The sequence below is a fragment of the Streptomyces sp. 4N509B genome (assembly GCF_052245655.1).
GTDB lineage: Bacteria > Actinomycetota > Actinomycetes > Streptomycetales > Streptomycetaceae > Streptomyces.
On sequence record NZ_JBQQBZ010000014.1, the window covers coordinates 23,287 to 40,152 of the forward strand.

18 protein-coding genes are annotated in these 16,866 nt (G+C 73.8%); 6 read left to right on the forward strand and 12 right to left on the reverse strand.

Annotated elements, in window-relative coordinates; translation table 11 throughout:
- Nucleotides 1-619 precede the first annotated feature (619 nt).
- On the forward strand, nucleotides 620-1,591 hold the full coding sequence (locus tag ACTWP5_RS15280; RefSeq protein WP_443221484.1) for a Twin-arginine translocation pathway signal: 972 nt from the start codon (nucleotides 620-622) through the stop codon (nucleotides 1,589-1,591).
- Nucleotides 1,584-1,901 carry a 4a-hydroxytetrahydrobiopterin dehydratase gene (locus ACTWP5_RS15285; protein ID WP_443221485.1) on the forward strand — a complete coding sequence of 106 codons (318 nt, stop codon included), beginning with the start codon at nucleotides 1,584-1,586 and terminating at the stop codon, nucleotides 1,899-1,901. The genes ACTWP5_RS15280 and ACTWP5_RS15285 overlap by 8 nt, the downstream gene beginning before the upstream one ends.
- Before the next feature lie 10 nt (nucleotides 1,902-1,911).
- On the opposite strand, the gene ACTWP5_RS15290 is transcribed toward ACTWP5_RS15285, so the two are convergent.
- Genes ACTWP5_RS15290 through ACTWP5_RS15300 form a run of 3 tightly spaced genes read right to left on the reverse strand, consistent with a single transcriptional unit; the run spans nucleotide 1,912 to nucleotide 3,837 of the window.
- Nucleotides 1,912-2,652: an SAM-dependent methyltransferase gene (locus tag ACTWP5_RS15290; protein WP_443221486.1), complete on the reverse strand. Its 741-nt coding sequence runs from the start codon at nucleotides 2,650-2,652 to the stop codon at nucleotides 1,912-1,914.
- Nucleotides 2,653-2,693: 41 nt separating this feature from the next.
- A complete protein-coding gene (locus tag ACTWP5_RS15295; RefSeq protein WP_443221487.1) occupies nucleotides 2,694-3,242 on the reverse strand; it encodes a TetR/AcrR family transcriptional regulator in 549 nt (182 codons plus the stop codon).
- A gap of 16 nt (nucleotides 3,243-3,258) precedes the next feature.
- A complete protein-coding gene (locus ACTWP5_RS15300; protein WP_443221488.1) occupies nucleotides 3,259-3,837 on the reverse strand; it encodes a sugar O-acetyltransferase in 579 nt (192 codons plus the stop codon).
- A gap of 144 nt (nucleotides 3,838-3,981) precedes the next feature.
- On the opposite strand from ACTWP5_RS15300, the gene ACTWP5_RS15305 reads away from it, so the two are divergent.
- The 3 genes from ACTWP5_RS15305 to ACTWP5_RS15315 all read left to right on the forward strand — a co-directional run bounded on the left by ACTWP5_RS15305 (nucleotide 3,982) and on the right by ACTWP5_RS15315 (nucleotide 7,045).
- Nucleotides 3,982-5,295, forward strand: coding sequence for an aspartate aminotransferase family protein (locus ACTWP5_RS15305; RefSeq protein WP_443221489.1), 1,314 nt, complete (start codon nucleotides 3,982-3,984; stop codon nucleotides 5,293-5,295).
- A gap of 148 nt (nucleotides 5,296-5,443) precedes the next feature.
- A complete protein-coding gene (locus ACTWP5_RS15310) occupies nucleotides 5,444-6,901 on the forward strand; it encodes a hypothetical protein (RefSeq protein ID WP_443221490.1) in 1,458 nt (485 codons plus the stop codon).
- 18 nt (nucleotides 6,902-6,919) lie between these two features.
- Entirely contained in the window at nucleotides 6,920-7,045 is a 126-nt protein-coding gene (locus ACTWP5_RS15315) for a hypothetical protein (protein WP_443221491.1), read from the forward strand.
- Nucleotides 7,046-7,114: 69 nt separating this feature from the next.
- Here the strand turns inward: ACTWP5_RS15315 and ACTWP5_RS15320 are convergent, their stop codons facing one another.
- A complete protein-coding gene (locus ACTWP5_RS15320; RefSeq protein WP_443221492.1) occupies nucleotides 7,115-7,759 on the reverse strand; it encodes a TetR/AcrR family transcriptional regulator in 645 nt (214 codons plus the stop codon).
- A 120-nt stretch (nucleotides 7,760-7,879) separates the two neighbouring features.
- On the opposite strand from ACTWP5_RS15320, the gene abc-f reads away from it, so the two are divergent.
- Nucleotides 7,880-9,511 (forward strand): ribosomal protection-like ABC-F family protein, encoded by a 1,632-nt coding sequence (gene abc-f, locus ACTWP5_RS15325; RefSeq protein WP_443221493.1) that lies wholly within the window; start codon nucleotides 7,880-7,882, stop codon nucleotides 9,509-9,511.
- Nucleotides 9,512-9,769: 258 nt separating this feature from the next.
- On the opposite strand, the gene ACTWP5_RS15330 is transcribed toward abc-f, so the two are convergent.
- From ACTWP5_RS15330 to ACTWP5_RS15365, 8 genes are all read right to left on the reverse strand, one after another.
- Nucleotides 9,770-10,504 (reverse strand): IclR family transcriptional regulator, encoded by a 735-nt coding sequence (locus ACTWP5_RS15330; RefSeq protein WP_443221494.1) that lies wholly within the window; start codon nucleotides 10,502-10,504, stop codon nucleotides 9,770-9,772.
- A gap of 70 nt (nucleotides 10,505-10,574) precedes the next feature.
- A complete protein-coding gene (locus tag ACTWP5_RS15335; protein ID WP_443221495.1) occupies nucleotides 10,575-11,042 on the reverse strand; it encodes a YbhB/YbcL family Raf kinase inhibitor-like protein in 468 nt (155 codons plus the stop codon).
- A gap of 69 nt (nucleotides 11,043-11,111) precedes the next feature.
- Nucleotides 11,112-12,044 (reverse strand): alpha/beta fold hydrolase, encoded by a 933-nt coding sequence (locus ACTWP5_RS15340; protein ID WP_443221496.1) that lies wholly within the window; start codon nucleotides 12,042-12,044, stop codon nucleotides 11,112-11,114.
- Nucleotides 12,045-12,052: 8 nt separating this feature from the next.
- Nucleotides 12,053-12,985 (reverse strand): 3-hydroxyacyl-CoA dehydrogenase NAD-binding domain-containing protein, encoded by a 933-nt coding sequence (locus ACTWP5_RS15345; RefSeq protein ID WP_443221497.1) that lies wholly within the window; start codon nucleotides 12,983-12,985, stop codon nucleotides 12,053-12,055.
- Between the two features lie 80 nt (nucleotides 12,986-13,065).
- Nucleotides 13,066-13,821 carry a class II aldolase/adducin family protein gene (locus ACTWP5_RS15350; protein ID WP_443221498.1) on the reverse strand — a complete coding sequence of 252 codons (756 nt, stop codon included), beginning with the start codon at nucleotides 13,819-13,821 and terminating at the stop codon, nucleotides 13,066-13,068.
- A 107-nt stretch (nucleotides 13,822-13,928) separates the two neighbouring features.
- On the reverse strand, nucleotides 13,929-14,582 hold the full coding sequence (locus ACTWP5_RS15355) for an amino acid synthesis family protein (protein WP_443221499.1): 654 nt from the start codon (nucleotides 14,580-14,582) through the stop codon (nucleotides 13,929-13,931).
- A gap of 17 nt (nucleotides 14,583-14,599) precedes the next feature.
- Nucleotides 14,600-15,751: an FAD-dependent oxidoreductase gene (locus ACTWP5_RS15360; RefSeq protein ID WP_443221500.1), complete on the reverse strand. Its 1,152-nt coding sequence runs from the start codon at nucleotides 15,749-15,751 to the stop codon at nucleotides 14,600-14,602.
- Between the two features lie 50 nt (nucleotides 15,752-15,801).
- Entirely contained in the window at nucleotides 15,802-16,860 is a 1,059-nt protein-coding gene (locus tag ACTWP5_RS15365) for an ABC transporter substrate-binding protein (RefSeq protein ID WP_443221501.1), read from the reverse strand.
- Nucleotides 16,861-16,866 lie beyond the last annotated feature (6 nt).

Below are 16,866 nucleotides of genomic sequence, written 5' to 3' on the forward strand. Positions count from 1 at the left end.
GTCACCGACCACCGGCCCCGACCGCCCCGCCAACGCCCCCAGCACGACAGCGCCGATGTCCTGCGGGACTCTGACGGCGTCCCACCACAGACCGCACGCGACGCGTCGCGCGGAGACATCAGACGGCGGCAACCACACAGGCAGGGACGAGGCGACATGAGGCCGCGTCTCGCTCGTCATTGCCGTGCCGCCACGAAGGAAGTACATCCGGTAGCCATACAGGGATGATCGGAGGGCATACTGCCCTCCAACTAGGCCGGCTGACGGCCATTTCGCGGCCACTTTGCGGCCACGCTCGGAAGCGCGAACCATGACGTCTCACAATGCGAGTGCCCCTAGCAACGACACTCTGAGAGCCGCCCGTCTGAAGCGCGGGTGGCGATCCGGAGAGGTCGCTGCAAGGGAAGTATCAGCCGCAGGACGCAAGGCCCTTGATGATCCATACTTCGAGGTCTCACCACGCACGTGGCGGCGGTGGGAGTCTCCCAAACCAGGCTGGCCACGCGAGGACTACGCCACCGCCCTCCACGCCGCGTTCGGCCGATGGCCGGAGGACCTCGGCTTCGAGATCCCGGACGGATGGGTTCGGCAGGACGCCACACCGGAACGGGAGGACGACGTGAAGCGCCGATCCTTCGTCACCGCAACCGCCGCAGCACTCACCGCCGGGCCCATCCCTGAACGACATGTTGACCCAGCGCTCATCACCTACTTCGAGAAACAACTGGAGGGGCACTACCGGGCGGACATGATGCTTGGCCCTCACGACCTGATCGGCACAGTGTCCGCCCAGTACGAGCTCATCGACCGCCTGATCAGGGCAGCCGCCGGGGAAACCCGGCGCGGTCTGCTGCGCGTCGGCGCCGCATACGCCGCACTGGTCGGGTGGCTTTACCAGGACGCCGGAGACCTCGGAGCGGCGACATTCTGGCGCGGCGTCACACAGGAGGTCGCCATGCGCTCCCGCGACCCTCAGCTGATCGGCTACAGCCTCGTCAATCAGGCCCAGGTCCGTACCGACCTCGGCGACGGCCTCGGCGTTGTCGACCTGTGCGAGGCCGCGCTCGCTCATCCTCGCGCTCTGGTGCCGAAAGTCCGCGTCCTAGCTCTCCAGCAGCAGGCTCACGGGGCATCGCTGTCGCGTGACCGCCGGGCCGTCGATGCCCTGCTTGACCAGGCGGAGGCGCTGGTGCCACGGGTGGACGACGACATTCCGTGGGGGAATGCTTGCCGTCGCACGGCGAACTACCTGGAGGTGCAGCGGGCCACCTGCTACGGACGGCTCGGGTTGAGTGAGGAGGCGGGCGCGCTCTGGTCGCAGGTGCTGGACGTGGTACCTGAGACGGCACGACGGGACCGTGGCGTGTACCTGGCACGCCAGGCCACCGCAGCCGCGCGCGCTCAGGACCCCGACCAAGCCGTGGACATCGCGCGGGAAGCCGCCGCCATCGCCGTGGACACCAGGTCAGTCAGGATGCGGCGGGAGTTGAGTGCCCTGGAGCGCGCCATGAGGCCGTGGCAGGATACGGCTGCTGGTGACGACCTGACCGAGGTGCTCGCACCGATCAGCGAGGGGGGACGACGTGGCTGACAGTCCAGTGCCGCTGAGCGATACGGAGATCGAAGAGCGGCTGCGGGCGCTCCCGGGATGGGTGAGGTCCGGGCACGAGATCACGCGATCGTTCGGCATCCGGTATCACGGCGGCGTCGCGATGATCGTGCACGTCGCAGACGTTGAGCGATTGATCGGGCACCACGCGGACATCGATCTGCGGTGGGACACGGTGCGGTTCGGGATCACCACGCATGACGCGGGTCACCGGCTCACAGAGGCCGACTTCGACCTCGCGGCGCGCATCGACGCTATTGCGGCGGCGCACGACGCGCGGCCCATCGGTTGACTCGCGGGTCCTAGCGCACGCGCAGAACAAACACGCCCCAGCCGCAGTACCGGCGCGTGTACGCCAGGTACGAGCGGCGGGCGTGGGCCGACCAGGCGCGGAGTTCGGCCGCCTCCGGGTCGTCGGGGTGGGCCGTGAGGTAGTCGTCGACGGTCAGCCACTGGGAGGCGGCGTAGCGGTCCCACTCGTCGAGGTCGCCGAGGACCATCTCGACGAGCTCGCAGCCCGCCGCCTCGAAGCGGTCCAGCGTCCCCACCAGCTCGACGTAGTCCTCGGGCCCCGCGCCGATCGACTCGTACGCGCCGGGCGGCGGGGCCTCGTGCCAGAACGGCTCGCCCACGAGCAGCAGCCCGCCGGGGGCCAGCGCCGGGCGCATCAGCTCCAACGTCCCCGCGAGCCCGCCGCCGATCCAGGTGGCGCCGATGCACGCCACCACGTCGTAGGCCGCCGGCTCCGCCCGGTACGCGCCCGCGTCGCCCTGTTCGATCGTCACCCGTTCGGCGACGCCCAGCTCGGCGGCGCGGGCGCGGGCCGCCTCGGCGAAGACCTCGCTGAGGTCGACGCCCGTGCCGCTGACGCCGTACCGCTCCGCCCACCGGGCCAGCATCTCGCCCTTGCCGCAGGCCAGGTCGAGGACCCGCTGGCCCGCGGCGAGGCGGCAGATCCGGGCGAGGAGGTCGAACTTCTCCTCGCTGAACGGGTTGAGCAGCCGGTGGTCGCCCTCGGCGATCTCGTGGAAGCGCAGTGACATGCGGGGCAGTCTCCCCACCCCCGCGACCGCTGTCGACCGGTTTACGGCGTGCCCGCCGTGACGCGGGCGACGGCCCGGGCGGTGAGGTCCCGGGAGTGGGGGGCGGTGTCGAGGGCCCGGTGGATCGACAGGCCCTCGATGAGGGCGTCGAGCTGGCGGACGGTGTCGGCGTCGAAGTGGCGTGCCAGGCAGCGGCGGCTGCGGGCCATCCAGCCGTGGGTCAGCTCCCGGAAGGCGGGCTCGCGGGCGGCCAGCGTGTACAGCTCCAGCGTGAGGACCAGCGCCCGCTGGTCGCCCACGGCGATGTGGTGGATGGCGTCGGTCACGGCCTCGGCGGCCTCGGCGGGTGTCGTCGCGGGGGCGAGGTGCTCCTCGAACGCGGTGGCCCGGTCGTCGACGAAACGGGTGAACGCCTCGCGCAGCAGTTCCGCCATGCCGTCGAAGTGGTAGGTCATCGAGCCGAGCGGCACGCCGGCCCGCGCGGCGACCTTGCGGTGGGAGATCCCGGCGACGCCCTGCTCGGCGACCAGGTCGAGGGCGGCGTCGATGATGCGGTCGCGCCGCTCGGGGTCGGTGTATCCGGTGGCCACGTGCGCCTCCCCTCCCCTACAGCTGCCGGACGGGGCGGGCCGGGTTGCCGACCGCGAGGACGCCGGGCGGGACGTCCCGGGTGACGACGGAGCCGGCGCCGACGACGCTGTCGTCGCCGATGGTGACGCCGGGCAGCACGATGACACCGCCGCCGAGCCACACGTTGTCGCCGATGGTGATGGGCCGGGCCGCCTCCAGCTTGGCGCGGCGCGGCGCGGGCTCCAGCGGGTGGGTGGGGGTCAGCAGCTGCACGTTGGGGCCGATCTGGCAGTCCTCGCCGATGCGGATGGGCGCCACGTCGAGGGCGGTGAGGTGGAAGTTGACGAAGGTGCGGGCCCCGATGGTGAGGTGGCTGCCGTAGTCGACGAAGAGCGGAGGGCGGACGTGGGCGTCCTGGCCGAGGCCGCCGAGCAGGTCGGTCAGCACGGACAGCGCGGCCTCCTGGTCCTCGACGTACGCGGCCTGGTAGGCGGCGGAGAGCCGGGCCGCCCGGCCCATCGCCTCGATGATCTGCGGGTCGTCGGCCACGTACAGGTCACCGGCGAGCATGCGTTCGTGGTGGGTGCGGGGGTCCCCGGCGAAGTAGTCAACCATGCGTACGATCGTACGCTCCGGAGCGTACGATCGTACGCTCCCGTCTCGGATCCCGCCGTCCCAGCCCGCTTTCCTCTGCTCGCTCTCCATGCTCTGCTTGCTCTGCTCGAACTACTTGTTCCAGACGTTGGAGGGTGAACGCACATGGACACCGAGTTCTGGGAGGCCGCCGACCGCCTGCTGATCCGCTACGGGGCCTCGTTCACCCCGCGCGTCATCGAGCGCGCCGCCGGCACGTACGTGTACGACGAGGCGGGCGCGCCGATCCTCGACTTCACCTCCGGGCAGATGTCCTCCGTGCTCGGCCACTCCCACCCCGACGTCGTCGCGGCGGTCTCGACGGCGGTCGGGCGCCTGGACCACCTCTTCAGCGGCATGCTCAGCCGCCCCGTCGTCGACCTCGCGGAGGCGCTGGCCGCCACCCTGCCGCCCGAGCTGCGCAGGATGCTGCTGCTGACCACCGGGGCCGAGTCGAACGAGGCGGCGCTCAAGCTCGCCAAGCTGTACACCGGCCGCTACGAGATCGTGTCGTTCGACCGCTCCTGGCACGGCATGAGCCACGGCGCGGGCTCGGCGACGTTCTCGGCCGGGCGCCGTGGCCACGGCCCGCCGACCCCGGGGAACTTCGTCCTGCCGACGCCCAACGCCTACCGCTCGCCGTTCCGCGCCGCCGACGGCTCCCACGACTGGCGGGCGGAGCTGGAGTACGGCTTCGCGCTGGTGGACCAGCAGTCCTCGGGCAGCCTCGCCGCGTGCCTGGTGGAGCCCGTCCTGTCCTCGGGCGGCATCATCGAGCTGCCGCCCGGCTACCTCGCCCGGCTGAAGGAGCTGTGCGAGGAGCGCGGGATGCTGCTGGTCCTCGACGAGGCCCAGACCGGCCTCGGCCGCACCGGCACGATGTACGCCTTCGAACGCGACGGCGTCGTCCCCGACATCCTGACGCTCTCCAAGACCCTCGGCGCCGGCCTGCCCGTGGCGGCGGTCCTCACGGGCGACCACATCGAGCGGCGCTGCCACGAGCGGGGGTTCCTCTTCTTCACCACGCACGTGTCCGACCCGCTCGCGGCGACCGTCGGCGCGACTGTGCTCGGCGTGATCCAACGCGACGGCCTCGTCGCCCGCGCGGCGGAGCTCGGGGAGCAGCTCACGGCGCGGCTCACCGAGCTCCGCGAGCGGTACGAGGTCGTCGGCGACGTGCGCGGGCGCGGCCTGCTCCAGGGCTTGGAGCTGGTCACCGACCGGCGGAGCAAGGCGCCCGCCCACGAGCTGGGGCAGGCCGTCACCCGCGCGTGCCTCGACCGGGGCCTGCACCTCAACATCGTCCAACTCCCCGGCATGGGCGGCATCTTCCGCATCGCGCCGCCGCTGACGGTGACGGAGGACGAACTGCACGCGGGCATGGACGTCCTGGCCGCCGCGATCGACCACGTGGTCTCCGGGCGGTCGGGCGCGGCGTAACGGCATAGCGGCGCGTCGCCCCGGTGCCCGGGAAACTCCCTTGCACGGGCCGGGGGTCGCGGAAATCCTCAAGTCCCGCCCCGCCCCGCCCCGTTCCGGGCGCGGCCGGGCCGGCACCCGGCCGCGCCGGAGAAACGGGAGGAACGCCGTGCTCGACAGTCCTCGGCTGCGCCTGTTGCGGCGGCTCCGCACCCACCGCTCGCCGTCCTCCCTGCACGAGGACCACCTGCCCGAGCGGCCGACCGCGTCACGGCTGCGCGAGGTGGCGGCGGCCGTCGAGTCGGGAGAGCGCGGGTCGGCTGAGGAGTTGGCGGCCCACCTGCTGGCCGTCGACCGTGACGGCGACCCGGCGGTGCTCGCCGAAGCGGAACGGCTGCTGGCACGCGCCTCCCCACGCCTGTGGCTCGCCCTCGACGTGGCGACGCGCCGCGCGTGGTGGCGGGCGCCGCGCTGGTCGCTGGCCACGGCGCGGCGGCTGCTGCGAGGCGACCCGTCGCCGCTCGGACTCGTGGTCGCCTCGTTCCACCCCGACGGCTTCGTCCGTGACGTCGTCGTCGCGCACCTGGCCGAGCTCGACGAGCCGCTGGCCCTGCCGGCGCTCGCGCTGCGGGCCGCCGACTGGGTGCCCCGCGTCCGTGACCGTGCGCGGGCCGCGTTCGACGAGCGCCTCGACGAACCCACCGCCGTCGTCCTGCTCGCGACGGCGCCGGTCGCCCTGGCGCTGTGGGAGCGGCGTCAGGGCCGCTGGCTGGCCGACCGCGTCGAGGCCGTGCTGCGGGAGGGACCCGAGGAGGTGCTGGCCGCCGCCCTCGCCGCCCCGGACTGGCGCACCCGTCGCACCGCGCACCTGACCGCGCTCGCCGTCGGCCGGCTGGACCTGACGGCGATGCTCCGCGCCGCCGCCCACGACGGCGACCTGCCGACGCGGCTCCGGTGCGCCGAGGCGGCGGTGCGGACGGCGGTGGCGGCCGGGACCGTCGAACGGGTCAGGCCGCTGCTGGGCAGCGGCACCGCGTCGGTGCGGGCGGAGGCGGTCCACACGCTCGCCCGCCACGGCGACGTCGCGCCCGCCGTCGCCGCGCTCGCCGACCGCAACCCGGTGGTGCGGGAGGTGGCTCGGGCCGTGCTGCGCCCCACCGGCCTCGACCCGGCCGCGCACTACCGGCGCCTGGCCGCGTCGCCCGCCCCCGAGCCCGGCGCCCTCGCGGGCCTCGGCGAGACCGGAACCGCCGACGACGCCGGCCTCGTCCGTGCCTTTCTTGACCACCCGCGCCCGCGCGGGCGGGCCGAGGCCGTGCGCGCGCTGCGCCGCCTCGGGGCGGCCGACCCCGACACCCTCGCGCCGATGCTGACCGACGCATCCGGCGCCGTCGTCCGGCAGGTCACGTCCGCGCTGCGCCCCCACGCGTCCGGCCTCGACCGGACGCGCCTGCGCGCGCTCCTCGCCCCGGGCGGGCCGCCGCACGTCCGCACCGCCGCGTACCGGCTGCTGCACGCGCGGGACACGTGGACGCGGCTGCTCACCGACCTCGACCTCGTCGCCGACCCCTCGCCCGCGATCCGCCGCCGCGCCCGCACCGACCTCGCGAACTGGCTCACGTACTAGGCCACCACCACCTACGCGATGCCGCACGGGCCCGTCGCCGACGCGCTCGCCGCGCGGCTGCGTGCCGCCGAGGGCCTGCTCGGCCCCGACCGCGCCCGTCTCCTCCGCTTCCACCTCGGACTCCCCCGCCGCCCGACCACCTGAGCCGCCGACGGCCGCCGACCACCCGAGCCGCCGATCACCGCACGGCGTCCCGCCCGCCCGCCCCGCGTGTCAGGCCCGGCCGCCCTCGGGCAGGAACGCGCCCGCCGTCGCGGCCACGGCCGCCGCGTGGGCCGCGACGGCGGGGAGGGTCGGCTCGGGCGGGGTGCGCAGCAGCACGGCGTGGTGGTAGACGGGCGACGTCGCGGCCAGCAGGACCGCGCGGGGGTCCGAGCCCGCCGGGGCGTCCCCGCGCGCGACGGCGCGCTCGACGATCACCTCGCAGCGGGCGTACCGGTCCTCCCAGAAGCGCCGCAGCGCGCGGGCGGCCTCCGTCGAGCGGAACGAGGCGGCGATCAGCGCCCCCGTGACGGAGGGCTCGACGGTCAGCGCCGCGTGGACCTCCTCGTTGAGCGCCGTCAGGTCCCCCCGGAGGCTGCCGGTGTCGGCGGGCCGCCAGTCATCGTCCCCGGCGGCGTCCAGCACGTCGGCGAGCAGGCCGCCGACGTCGCGCCAGCGCCGGTACACCGTCGTCCGGTGCACCCGCGCACGGGTGGCGACCGCGTCGACGGTGAGGGCGTCGAAGCCCTGCTCGACGAGGAGCGCGAGCAGCGCGTCGTGGACCCGGGCGCGGACGTGGGCGCTGCGCCCGCCGGGGCGGCGCCGGGCCGTGGCGGGCGTCACAGCGGGCGGCGCTTGCTCGGTGCCGGGGGACATGACAGCATTCTAACGCTACAGCTGTCGCACTAGTGGAGTTGCCGATGCTCTTCCGAAGCGTCCCCCCGGCCCCCCGGACCCGGACGGCCGCGCCGTCCCCGCACGCTTCGGAGATCCTTCGTGCCCACCCAGCTCACGGCCCTCGCCGTCACCGTCTCGTACCACGGCCGCCCCGTTCTTGACGGGGTCACCTGCGCCGTCCACGCCGGCGAACGCGTCGGCGTCACCGGGGAGAACGGCTCGGGGAAGTCCACCCTGCTCCGCCTGCTGGCCGGGCGCCGCGCGCCCGACCAGGGCGAGGTCGTCCGGCAGGCCGCCGGCGGCATCGGCTACCTCGCCCAGGAGGAGCGGCTGCCGCCACGGTCGACCGTCCAGGAGGTCGTCGACCGCGCCCTCGGCGAACTCCGCGCCATGGAAGCCAGCATGCGCCGCCTGGAGGCGGCCATGGCCGGCGGCGACGACACCGCCCTCGCCGCCTACGGCGAGCTGCTGACGTCGTTCGAGCTGCGCGGCGGCTACGACGCCGACGCCCGCGTCGAACGCGCCCTGCACGGCCTCGGCCTCGGCTCCCTCCCCCGCGACCGGACGGTGGGCGGCCTCTCGGGCGGCGAGCAGGTCCGGCTCCGCCTGGCGTCCCTCCTCGCCTCGGGACCCGAGGTGCTGCTGCTGGACGAGCCGACCAACCACCTCGACGACGCCGCCCTGGTCTGGCTGGAGGACCACCTGCGCACCCGGCGCGGCACGACCGTCGCCGTCTCGCACGACCGGGTCTTCCTCGAACGCGTCACCACCAGCCTGCTGGAGGTGGACGCCGACCGGCGCCAGGTCGTGCGCTACGGCAACGGCTACGGCGGCTACCTCGCCGAGCGGGCCGCGGCCCGGCGCCGTTGGGAAGCGGACCACGCCCGTTGGCGCGAGGAGGTGGCGCGGCTGCGGCAGACCACCGAGACCACCGCCCGCCGCGTCGCGCCAGGCCGGGCGATGCGGGACGGCAACAAGATGGCGTACGACCGGGCCGGCGGCCGGGTGCAGCAGTCCGTGGCCAGCCGCGTCCGCAACGCCGAGGAACGCCTGCGCCGCCTGCTCGCCGACCCGGTGCCCGAGCCGCCCGAGCCGCTGCGCTTCGCGGCCTCGCCGACCGGCGGCGGACTCGTGACGGGGCCACTGCTCGACGCCGAGGGCGTCACCGTCGCCGGCAGGCTCGCGCCGGTCGACGTCGCCCTCGCGGCGGGCGACCGGCTGCTCGTCACCGGGCCGAACGGCGCGGGCAAGAGCACGCTGCTGCGCGTCCTCGCCGGCCGCCTCGCGCCCGACGGCGGGCGGCTGCTGCGGCGCGGGCGCGTCGGGTACCTGGAGCAGGAGCCGGAGCCCGGCCGGCCCGGCGAGAGCCTGCTGGACGCGTTCGCCCGGGGCCGGCCCGGGCCGGCGGAGGAGCACGCCGAACGGCTGCTGGCGCTCGGGCTGTTCGCCGCCGACCGGCTGGAGGCGCGGGTCACGGAGCTGTCGACCGGGCAGCGCCAACGCCTCGCGCTGGCGCGGCTGGTGAGCGAGCCCGCCGACGTGCTGCTGCTGGACGAGCCGACCAACCACCTCTCCCCCGCCCTGGCCGAGGACCTCCAGGAGGCGCTGGCACACTTCCCCGGCGCCGTCGTCCTCGTCAGCCACGACCGTGGCCTGGGACGACGGTGGCGGGGCCGGCACCTGCGCTTGTCCCACGCCTCCCGTCCGGCCCCGGCCCCTGCCACGCCCTGAACGCCGGCGCCGTCAGAGGTGGTCGGGGAGCGCGAGCGTGTCGGCGAGGGCGTTGGGGGCGACGGGGAGGGCGTAGGAAACGGCCACGTGCACCACGTGACGCGCATGGTGCTCGGTGCCCTCGGCGAGGCGGCCGACGACTGACGGCCGACGCCTGATGGCTGACGGCCGACGGCCGATCCGCTCGCCGCCACGCCCGCCGGCACGACGCGGCGGGGGCCGGCGGGCGTGGCGGGCCAGTGACCGGACAGGGGCCGGTCAGAGGCGCCAGGTGCTGAGGGATTCGGAGAGCTCGGCGGCGCCCTCGACCACCTGACGCAGGATGTCCCGACCGCGCTCCTCGTCGATCCGGTACTGGGGGCCCGCCACGCTCACCGAGGCCAGCACCTGGCCCGCGACCACGATCGGCGCGGCCACCGCCCACACCCCCTCGTCGACCTCGCCCTCGCTCCCGGACCAGCCCTGGGCCGTGATGCCCGACAGCTCCGACAGCACCGAGTCGCGCTCCGCGTCCGGCGGAGGCGGGCGCAGCCGTTCGAAGTACCGCCGCGCCCACACCTCCCCCTGGGCCGCCAGCAGCACCTTCGGCCCCGCGCCCCGGTGCAGGCTCATGATGTGCCCCGGCTCGAAGGAGAGCCGGACGGTGTGCTCCGGCTGGCTCATCTCCGCGCAGGTCGCGAAGTCGCCGACGCGGCGGATCACGAGCGCGGCCTCCCCCGTGGAGCGCGAGAGCCGCTCCACCAGCGGGCGCACCAGCGTGGACACCGGGAACGTCTGCTCGGCGCTGCGCGCCAGCAGGAGCATGCGCGGCGAGAGCACGTAGCCGCCACGGCCGCTCTCCTCGACCATGTCCATCTCCCGCAGCAGGGAGAGGAAGCGGTACGCGGAGGGCGTCGAGATGTCGACGGAGCGGGCGATCTCCTCCACGCTCAGCTCGGTGCTCTTCCCGGTGAAGAGGAGGAGGACCCTCAGCACCCGTCGGGCACTGTCCACTCCGGGAGTGCGTTCCCGTCCTTCCCTCACCTTGTGCTGCCCTTCCTCGCTCATGGTGATCCGCGGTGCGTCAGGCGGAGTACGTGCCGACGAGCCGGTTCTGCTCGATGACGTGCTCGCCGTACGCGGCGAGGAACTCCTCCCGCGTCGGCTCGCCCGAGACGGGGGCGTCGAGGGCGTACGCCCAGAAATAGTAGTGGTGCACGCCGTGGCCCGGCGGCGGCTGGGGGCCCGACCAGGCCTTCTCGCCAAGGGAGTTGGGGCCCTCGCGGTGCCCGGAGCCGGCGGCGCCCGCCATCACGTTCGCGGTGGTCCCCGTGGGCTCGATGCCGTAGACGACCCAGTGGGTGAAGCCGTTCGGCAGTGGCGCGTCGGGGTCGTGGACGATGAGCGCCAGCTCGACCGTTCCCTCCGGGACGCCGCTGATCTCGATCCCGGGCACGGCGTTGCCGTGGTCGGCGGCGAGCCGGTCGGGGATGCGCTCGCCGGGGCCGAACTCGCGTGCGCGCACGGCGAGATCCTTGATGTTCAGGGGCATGAACTCGTTCCTTCCAGGTCTTCGGGCTCAGGTCTTCTGGCTCAGGTCTTCTGGCTGAGGTCTTCGGGCTCAGGACCGGGTTCGGGGCTTCGCAGCGGCGTCGAGCGTGCGGCGGATCTCGCGGGCCACGGACGTCGGGTCCTCCTCCGGCACGTAGTGGTCGAGACCCGGCAGGTGCACGGCGCGGAAGTCGGGCCGCGACGCCACCGTCGCGTCGAAGGCGCGCCGCGACACGATCCGGCTATGCTCCCCCCGCAGCACCGTGACCGGCACCCGGATGGCGCGGGTCTCGGCGTCGAAGTCGCGACGCAGGCCCTCGACGGTCAGCCGCATGGCACGCGGATCGGCCAGCGGACGCCAGGCGTCCGCCACCTGCCGGTAGCCGTAGCGCAGGCGGCGCGCGACCGCCGCGGCGGGCAGCAGCGGGTAGCGTGCGGCCAGGTAGCCCTCCACCTCCGCCGCCGAGGCGAAGGCCCGGTCGCCGCCCCGGACCCGGGCGTCCAGGGCGTCGAGCACCTCGGGCTCGACGTACGGCGTGTAGTCCACCGCCACCACGCCGGCCACCAGCTCGGGGTGGCGGGCGCCGAGGACGACCGCGTTGCGGGCGCCGAGCGAGTGTCCGGCGATCACGGCCGGTCCCTCGACGCACTCCCGCAGCAGCGCGGCGACGTCGGCGACGTACTCGGCCGCGCCGTACCCGGCGCCGGGGGGCCGTTCGCTGCGACCGTGGCCGCGCTGGTCGACGGCGAGCGTCCGCACGCCCGGGCCCAGCTCGGCCACGACGGCGTCCCAGACGCCGAGGTTCGCGGTGGTGCCGTGGAGCAGCACCACCGCGGGATCCGGGGAGTCCCGGGGCCCCTGGTCGCGGACGCACAGCCGCGTCCCGCCCGCGTCCACGAACGCGACGTCCGTGACGGGCGGCGGCTCGCTGCCAGGGCCTTGCCCGTGGCCGTGCCCGTGGCCGTACCCATGCCCGTGGCCGTGGGGGTCGGCGGTCGTCATCGCGGCGCTCAGACCGGTTCGATCGAGGAGAGGGCCTTCCTCACCTTCACCAGGCCGCGCACGATCTGGGCGCGCTTCGCCGCGACGTCGCCCTCGCCGTAGGAGTAGAGGCCGTCGCCGGTCTTCATGCCGAGCTTCCCCTGCGCGGTGAGGTCGGTGACCAGGGAGGAGACGCCCGTCTCGGTGGACAGCTCGCGGTTGAGGTAGCTGCCGACCGCCTCGTAGATGTCGAGACCCGCCATGTCCAGCAGGCGCATGGGGCCGATGACGGCGAGCTTGTAGCCGATGCCCCACTTCACGCAGGTGTCCAGGTCCCGCTGGGAGGCCACGCCCTCCTCGGCCAGGGCCAGGCACTCGCGCAGCACGGCGTACAGCACCCGGTTCTCGATGAAGCCGGGCACCTCCTTCTCGCGCACCGCCTCGAACCCGAAGGACTCGACGATGGTGACGAGTCGCGCCTCGACGTCCTCGGCGGTGTCACGTCCCCGGACGACCTCGATCATGGGGATGAGGTGCGGCGGGTTCGACCAGTGCATGCCGATGAAGCGGCCGGGGTGGGTGAGGGCCACCGCCATGTCCGAGATGGGGATGCCCGAGGTGTTGGTGGCGATGATGACGTCGTCGCCGACGGCGGCCTCGATCTGCGCCAGCACGGTCTTCTTCAGGTCGAGCTTCTCCGGGATGGCCTCGATGACGAAGTCGGCCCCGGCCAGGGCCTTGGCGAGGTCGGCCTCGAAGAGGACCGAGCCGCCGGGCGTCACCGGCACGTCCAGCTCGTCGAGGTGGGTGACCACGCCGGCGCAGACGGCCTCCGCGCGGGTCAGCGCTTCCTGGCTGACGTCGTTGAGCCGGACCTCGGAGCCGTAACGGGCGAGCAGCGCGGCGATGCCGGGGCCCATGCTTCCGGCGCCGATCACGGCGCAGGTCTTCGGGATGCTCATGCTGGTGAACTCCTTGCGTGTCGCGTACGAGGGTGGGTGCGGAAGGGTGCGGGGGGGTGGGGACGCCGTGCGGTGGGGGGTCAGGCCGCCGCGCCCTCCAGCCGGTCGAGCTTGCGGTTGAAGTACATCCAGTAGTTGTCCCGGGCCCGGTCGGGGTGGATGCGCCGGTTCTTCTCGACGCTCTCCTCCCGGTCGGGGGCGTCGTACGGCAGGCCGGAGGCGGCCAGCGCCAGCTGGAACCTCGCCGACCACTCCAGGAAGATCCCGGCCAGGGTGGCGTCCTTGACGGACCGGCCGACGAAGGCGACGCCGTGGTGGGCCAGGAGGACGGCCTCGGCGGCGCCCAGCACTCCGGCCACCTCCCTGCCGAGTTCGGGGGTGGTGATGATGTGGCTGGTGGAGTCGAAGCGCGGCACGCCGTGCTCGGCGAACCAGGCGCCGTGGTTGTGCACGGTCTCCAGCGGGGCGTCGCTGGCGCCGAAGACGGTGGCGTGGAAGGGATGGGAGTGGCCGACGACGTTCACGTCCGGGCGGGCGCGCATGATCTCGGCGTGCAGGGGCCACTCCAGGTGGCGCAGGCCCTGGCCCTCCAGGACGGTGCCGTCGAAGTCGATGAGGATGTGGTCTGCGGCCCCGACCTCCTCCAGGCCGAGGTTGCCGCACTTGAGCCACAGGCCGCGGCCGTGGGGGTCGCGGTAGGAGAGGTGGCCCATGGACATGTCGCCGTGGCCCTCCATCTCCAGGATGCGGTGGGCGCGGGCCAGGTGGCCCAGGGTGGTGGCGATCGAGTCGTCCTGCGTGTAGAGGGTGTTGGGCGGGTCGCTCGGGCGGGACATGCGGGGGCCTTTCTGACGGATCGGTCCTTCTGGGGGTCGCCGGGCTGGGGCGGGCGAGGGCGGACGCGGCCGGGCGGGTCCGGACCGCCGGGCGCGGGGCGGCCGGGTCAGGCGCCGGCCGAGGCGCGGGCCTCGGCCACGCTCAGGCCGCCGACGCGGTGGTGGAGCCGGCCACCGGTGGCCACGGCGGCGCAGATGAGGAGTTCGTCCGGGCGGGGCGCGTCGGTGACGGCGACGCTGACCGCGTCGTAGTGGGAACGGACGTACACCTCGTCCTTGTACGCGAGCGGGACGTCCAGGCTGGTGCCGGCCGCGGCGGTCTTGGTCGCGGAGCTGATCCAGGCGGAGCCGCCGCCCACCGCGTCGCGCAGGGCGTTGCCGAAGACCGTGGTGACGCAGGCGACCACGTGTTCCTGCTCGCCGGCCAGCCCGGCGATCCCGCCCTTGCCGTAGCTCTGGACCTCGCGCCCGCCGAGCAGCGCGGCGGCCCGCAGGCCGAGCGCGGTACCCAGGGCGGCGCTGGGAGCGGTGAGGCGGGAGAGGTCCTCGGCCCACCGGCCGGCGAACGGGTTCCTGATCACGACGCCGCTGACGGCCTTCACCAGCGGCACGGCCGCCACCGGGCCGTTCTCGTGCCAGATCTCCTCGACCAGCCCCACCCAGCGGCGGACCTGGTAGTGCTCGCGCACGGCCCTCTCCGCCTGCTCGGCCTGCGCTGCCTGCTCGGCCCGTGTTGCCGGCTCGGCGTGCTCAGCTGACATGCTGCTCAGCTCCTTCGTCAGTCCCGGACGAGCGCCAGGGCGTGGCGGTTGGGGTTGGTCGGGTCGTAGAGGGCGGTTTCGAGGGCTTCGAGGGTGAACTGGTCGCCCCGCGCCATGCCGCGGCTGGCGGCGAAGTCGGCGGAGCGTCTCTGGCAGCGGTCGGTGATCGGCCGCTCCCAGCGCTGCCACGCGTGCAGCGCCTCCGCGATCCCGTCCCGATCGGCCTCGGTGGCGGCGACGGCGAGGGTGTAGGCGTTGGCCATCGCGCAGCCGGCGCCCTGGGCGAGCGCGGGGCACATGGCGTGTGCGGCGTCGCCCACGAGGCCGACGACGCCACGGCTCCACTCCTCCAGGAGCGTGGTCTGGTAGCCGTAGTACCGGGGGTCGGGCGAGACGTGGGCGTGGCGCAGCACCGGGGCGAGCTCCGGGAAGGTGCCCGTCCACAGGTCGAGGTCGATCGGGGCGCGGGTGGCCTGCTCGTCGGCGCGCGGGGCGCCGAGCGCGATGTACAGCTCGCGCTCGTTGCAGGGCACGTACAGCACCCGGAGGTAGCGGGGTTCGAGGTTCCAGAAGTCGATGACGTTGTCCCACTCGCCCTCGCCGAGCTCCGCCCGGGAACGCGGCACGAGGAAGCGGAAGATGCCGTCCCTGGACTTCCAGCGCTCCTGTTCGAAGCCGACGGAGTCCCTGACGCGGGAGCGCACCCCGTCGGCTCCCACCACCAGGTCGGCGGTGAGGACCTCGCCCGAGGCGAGGGTGATGCCGCCCCGGGGGTCGGCGGCGACGACCTCCGAGCCCGTGTGGATCTCCACCCCCGAGCGCAGCGCCGTCTCCAGCAGCGCCTTGTGCAGGTGGGGGCGGGTCATGGTGCGCCAGGGCATCCCGCCGAAGTCCTCGTGCGAGACGCTGACGTGCTGACGTCGCGTCTCGTACCAGGGCGGGGTCATCGAGTCGGCCATCACCCGGTCGTAGGCGTCGATGGCCTTGAGGACCTTCAGGCTGTTGTGCCACAGGACGATGCCGGCGCCCTGCTCCCGCAGTTCCGCGCCCTTCTCGTGGACCCGCACCGTCCAGCCGCGCTGGGCGAGCGCGGTGGCGGCGGTCAGGCCCGCGAAGCCGGCACCGGCGATCTCGGCGTGGCGTCCGTTCTTCTCAACCGTGGTGGTCATCGCGTTGCTCTCCACTCGTCCCCGGTACGACGGGGTGTCCTTGCCGGGGATCAGGAGCCGTCCTGGTGGTTCTCGACGAAGCTGGCGTCGTACACGTCCGCGGGAGCGGGCGTGCTGCCGCTCAGGGCGCCCTGCTCGGCGAGGGTGTCGATGGTGGACTGCCACATGGCCTCGTCCATGGCGCCGATGCCGTGCTGCTCGGTGAGGTCGCTGGTGAAGGTGTGGTCGATGTCGGCCTGGATCTGGCGCTCGAAGAGGTCGGCCTTGTCGGCCAGCTCCGGGGAGGACTCGCTGAGCAGCGTGGCCGTCTCCGCCGGGTTGTCGATGACGTACTGGAAGGCCCGCAGGTAGGCGTTGGTGAAGCGCTGCACCAGGTCCGGGTCGTTCTCGATCAGCTCGTCGGTGGTGAACAGGCCGGAGCCGTAGACCTCGTAGCCGTGGTCGGAGCCGAGCAGGACGTCGAGGGAGCCCTCGCCGCCCGCGGCGTCCTCCAGCTGGGGGACCTCGGCGTCGATGTAGCAGGGGACGGTGTCGACCCTGCCCTGGATCAGGTAGTTCTCGTAGGGCGGGGTGACGCTGGCCTCCTCCATCTCGGAGCGGTCGATGCCGTTGGCGGCCAGCAGCGTCTCGTAGAAGATGAAGGTCGAGCCGGCCGAGTGGATGCCGGCGGTCAGGCCCCGGAGGTCGTCGATGCTCTGGAGCCGCACCTTGTCCCTGACCGTGCACATGCCGAGCGGGGAGGACTGGTTGACGGCGGCCAGCGCCTTCACGGGGACGTTCTGGGAGCGGGCGGTGACGAGCGACGGCAGGTCGGCGAAGCCGAAGTCGGCGCCGCCGTCGCCGACGAGCCGCAGGGCGTCGGGAGAGCCGCTGCCGGTTCTGATCTCCTCGATCGCGATTCCCTCGTCCTCGAAGTAGCCGAGTTCGTCGGCGACGTAGAACATTCCGTGGTTTCCGCGGACCTGGTAGTCGAGCTGCACGGTGACGGTGTCGAGGCCGCTGGCGTCCCCGCCGCCGCCTTCGTCGTCCGATCCGCAGGCGGTGAGCAGCAGGGCCGTGGAGACGGCACCGGCGAGTAGGGCGGGGTGCTTTCCGTTGAGCAGGCGCATGGGAAC

Coding starts and splice junctions, on each gene's coding strand:
- ACTWP5_RS15290 (WP_443221486.1), bottom strand. CDS start 2,652: ATGTCACTGCGCTTCCACGAGATCGCCGAGGGCGACCACCGGCTGCTC.
- ACTWP5_RS15300 (WP_443221488.1), bottom strand. CDS start 3,837: ATGGTTGACTACTTCGCCGGGGACCCCCGCACCCACCACGAACGCATG.
- ACTWP5_RS15305 (WP_443221489.1), top strand. CDS start 3,982: ATGGACACCGAGTTCTGGGAGGCCGCCGACCGCCTGCTGATCCGCTAC.
- ACTWP5_RS15315 (WP_443221491.1), top strand. CDS start 6,920: ATGCCGCACGGGCCCGTCGCCGACGCGCTCGCCGCGCGGCTGCGTGCC.
- ACTWP5_RS15320 (WP_443221492.1), bottom strand. CDS start 7,759: ATGTCCCCCGGCACCGAGCAAGCGCCGCCCGCTGTGACGCCCGCCACG.
- ACTWP5_RS15335 (WP_443221495.1), bottom strand. CDS start 11,042: ATGCCCCTGAACATCAAGGATCTCGCCGTGCGCGCACGCGAGTTCGGC.
- ACTWP5_RS15340 (WP_443221496.1), bottom strand. CDS start 12,044: ATGACGACCGCCGACCCCCACGGCCACGGGCATGGGTACGGCCACGGG.
- ACTWP5_RS15345 (WP_443221497.1), bottom strand. CDS start 12,985: ATGAGCATCCCGAAGACCTGCGCCGTGATCGGCGCCGGAAGCATGGGC.
- ACTWP5_RS15350 (WP_443221498.1), bottom strand. CDS start 13,821: ATGTCCCGCCCGAGCGACCCGCCCAACACCCTCTACACGCAGGACGAC.
- ACTWP5_RS15355 (WP_443221499.1), bottom strand. CDS start 14,582: ATGTCAGCTGAGCACGCCGAGCCGGCAACACGGGCCGAGCAGGCAGCG.
- ACTWP5_RS15360 (WP_443221500.1), bottom strand. CDS start 15,751: ATGACCACCACGGTTGAGAAGAACGGACGCCACGCCGAGATCGCCGGT.
- ACTWP5_RS15365 (WP_443221501.1), bottom strand. CDS start 16,860: ATGCGCCTGCTCAACGGAAAGCACCCCGCCCTACTCGCCGGTGCCGTC.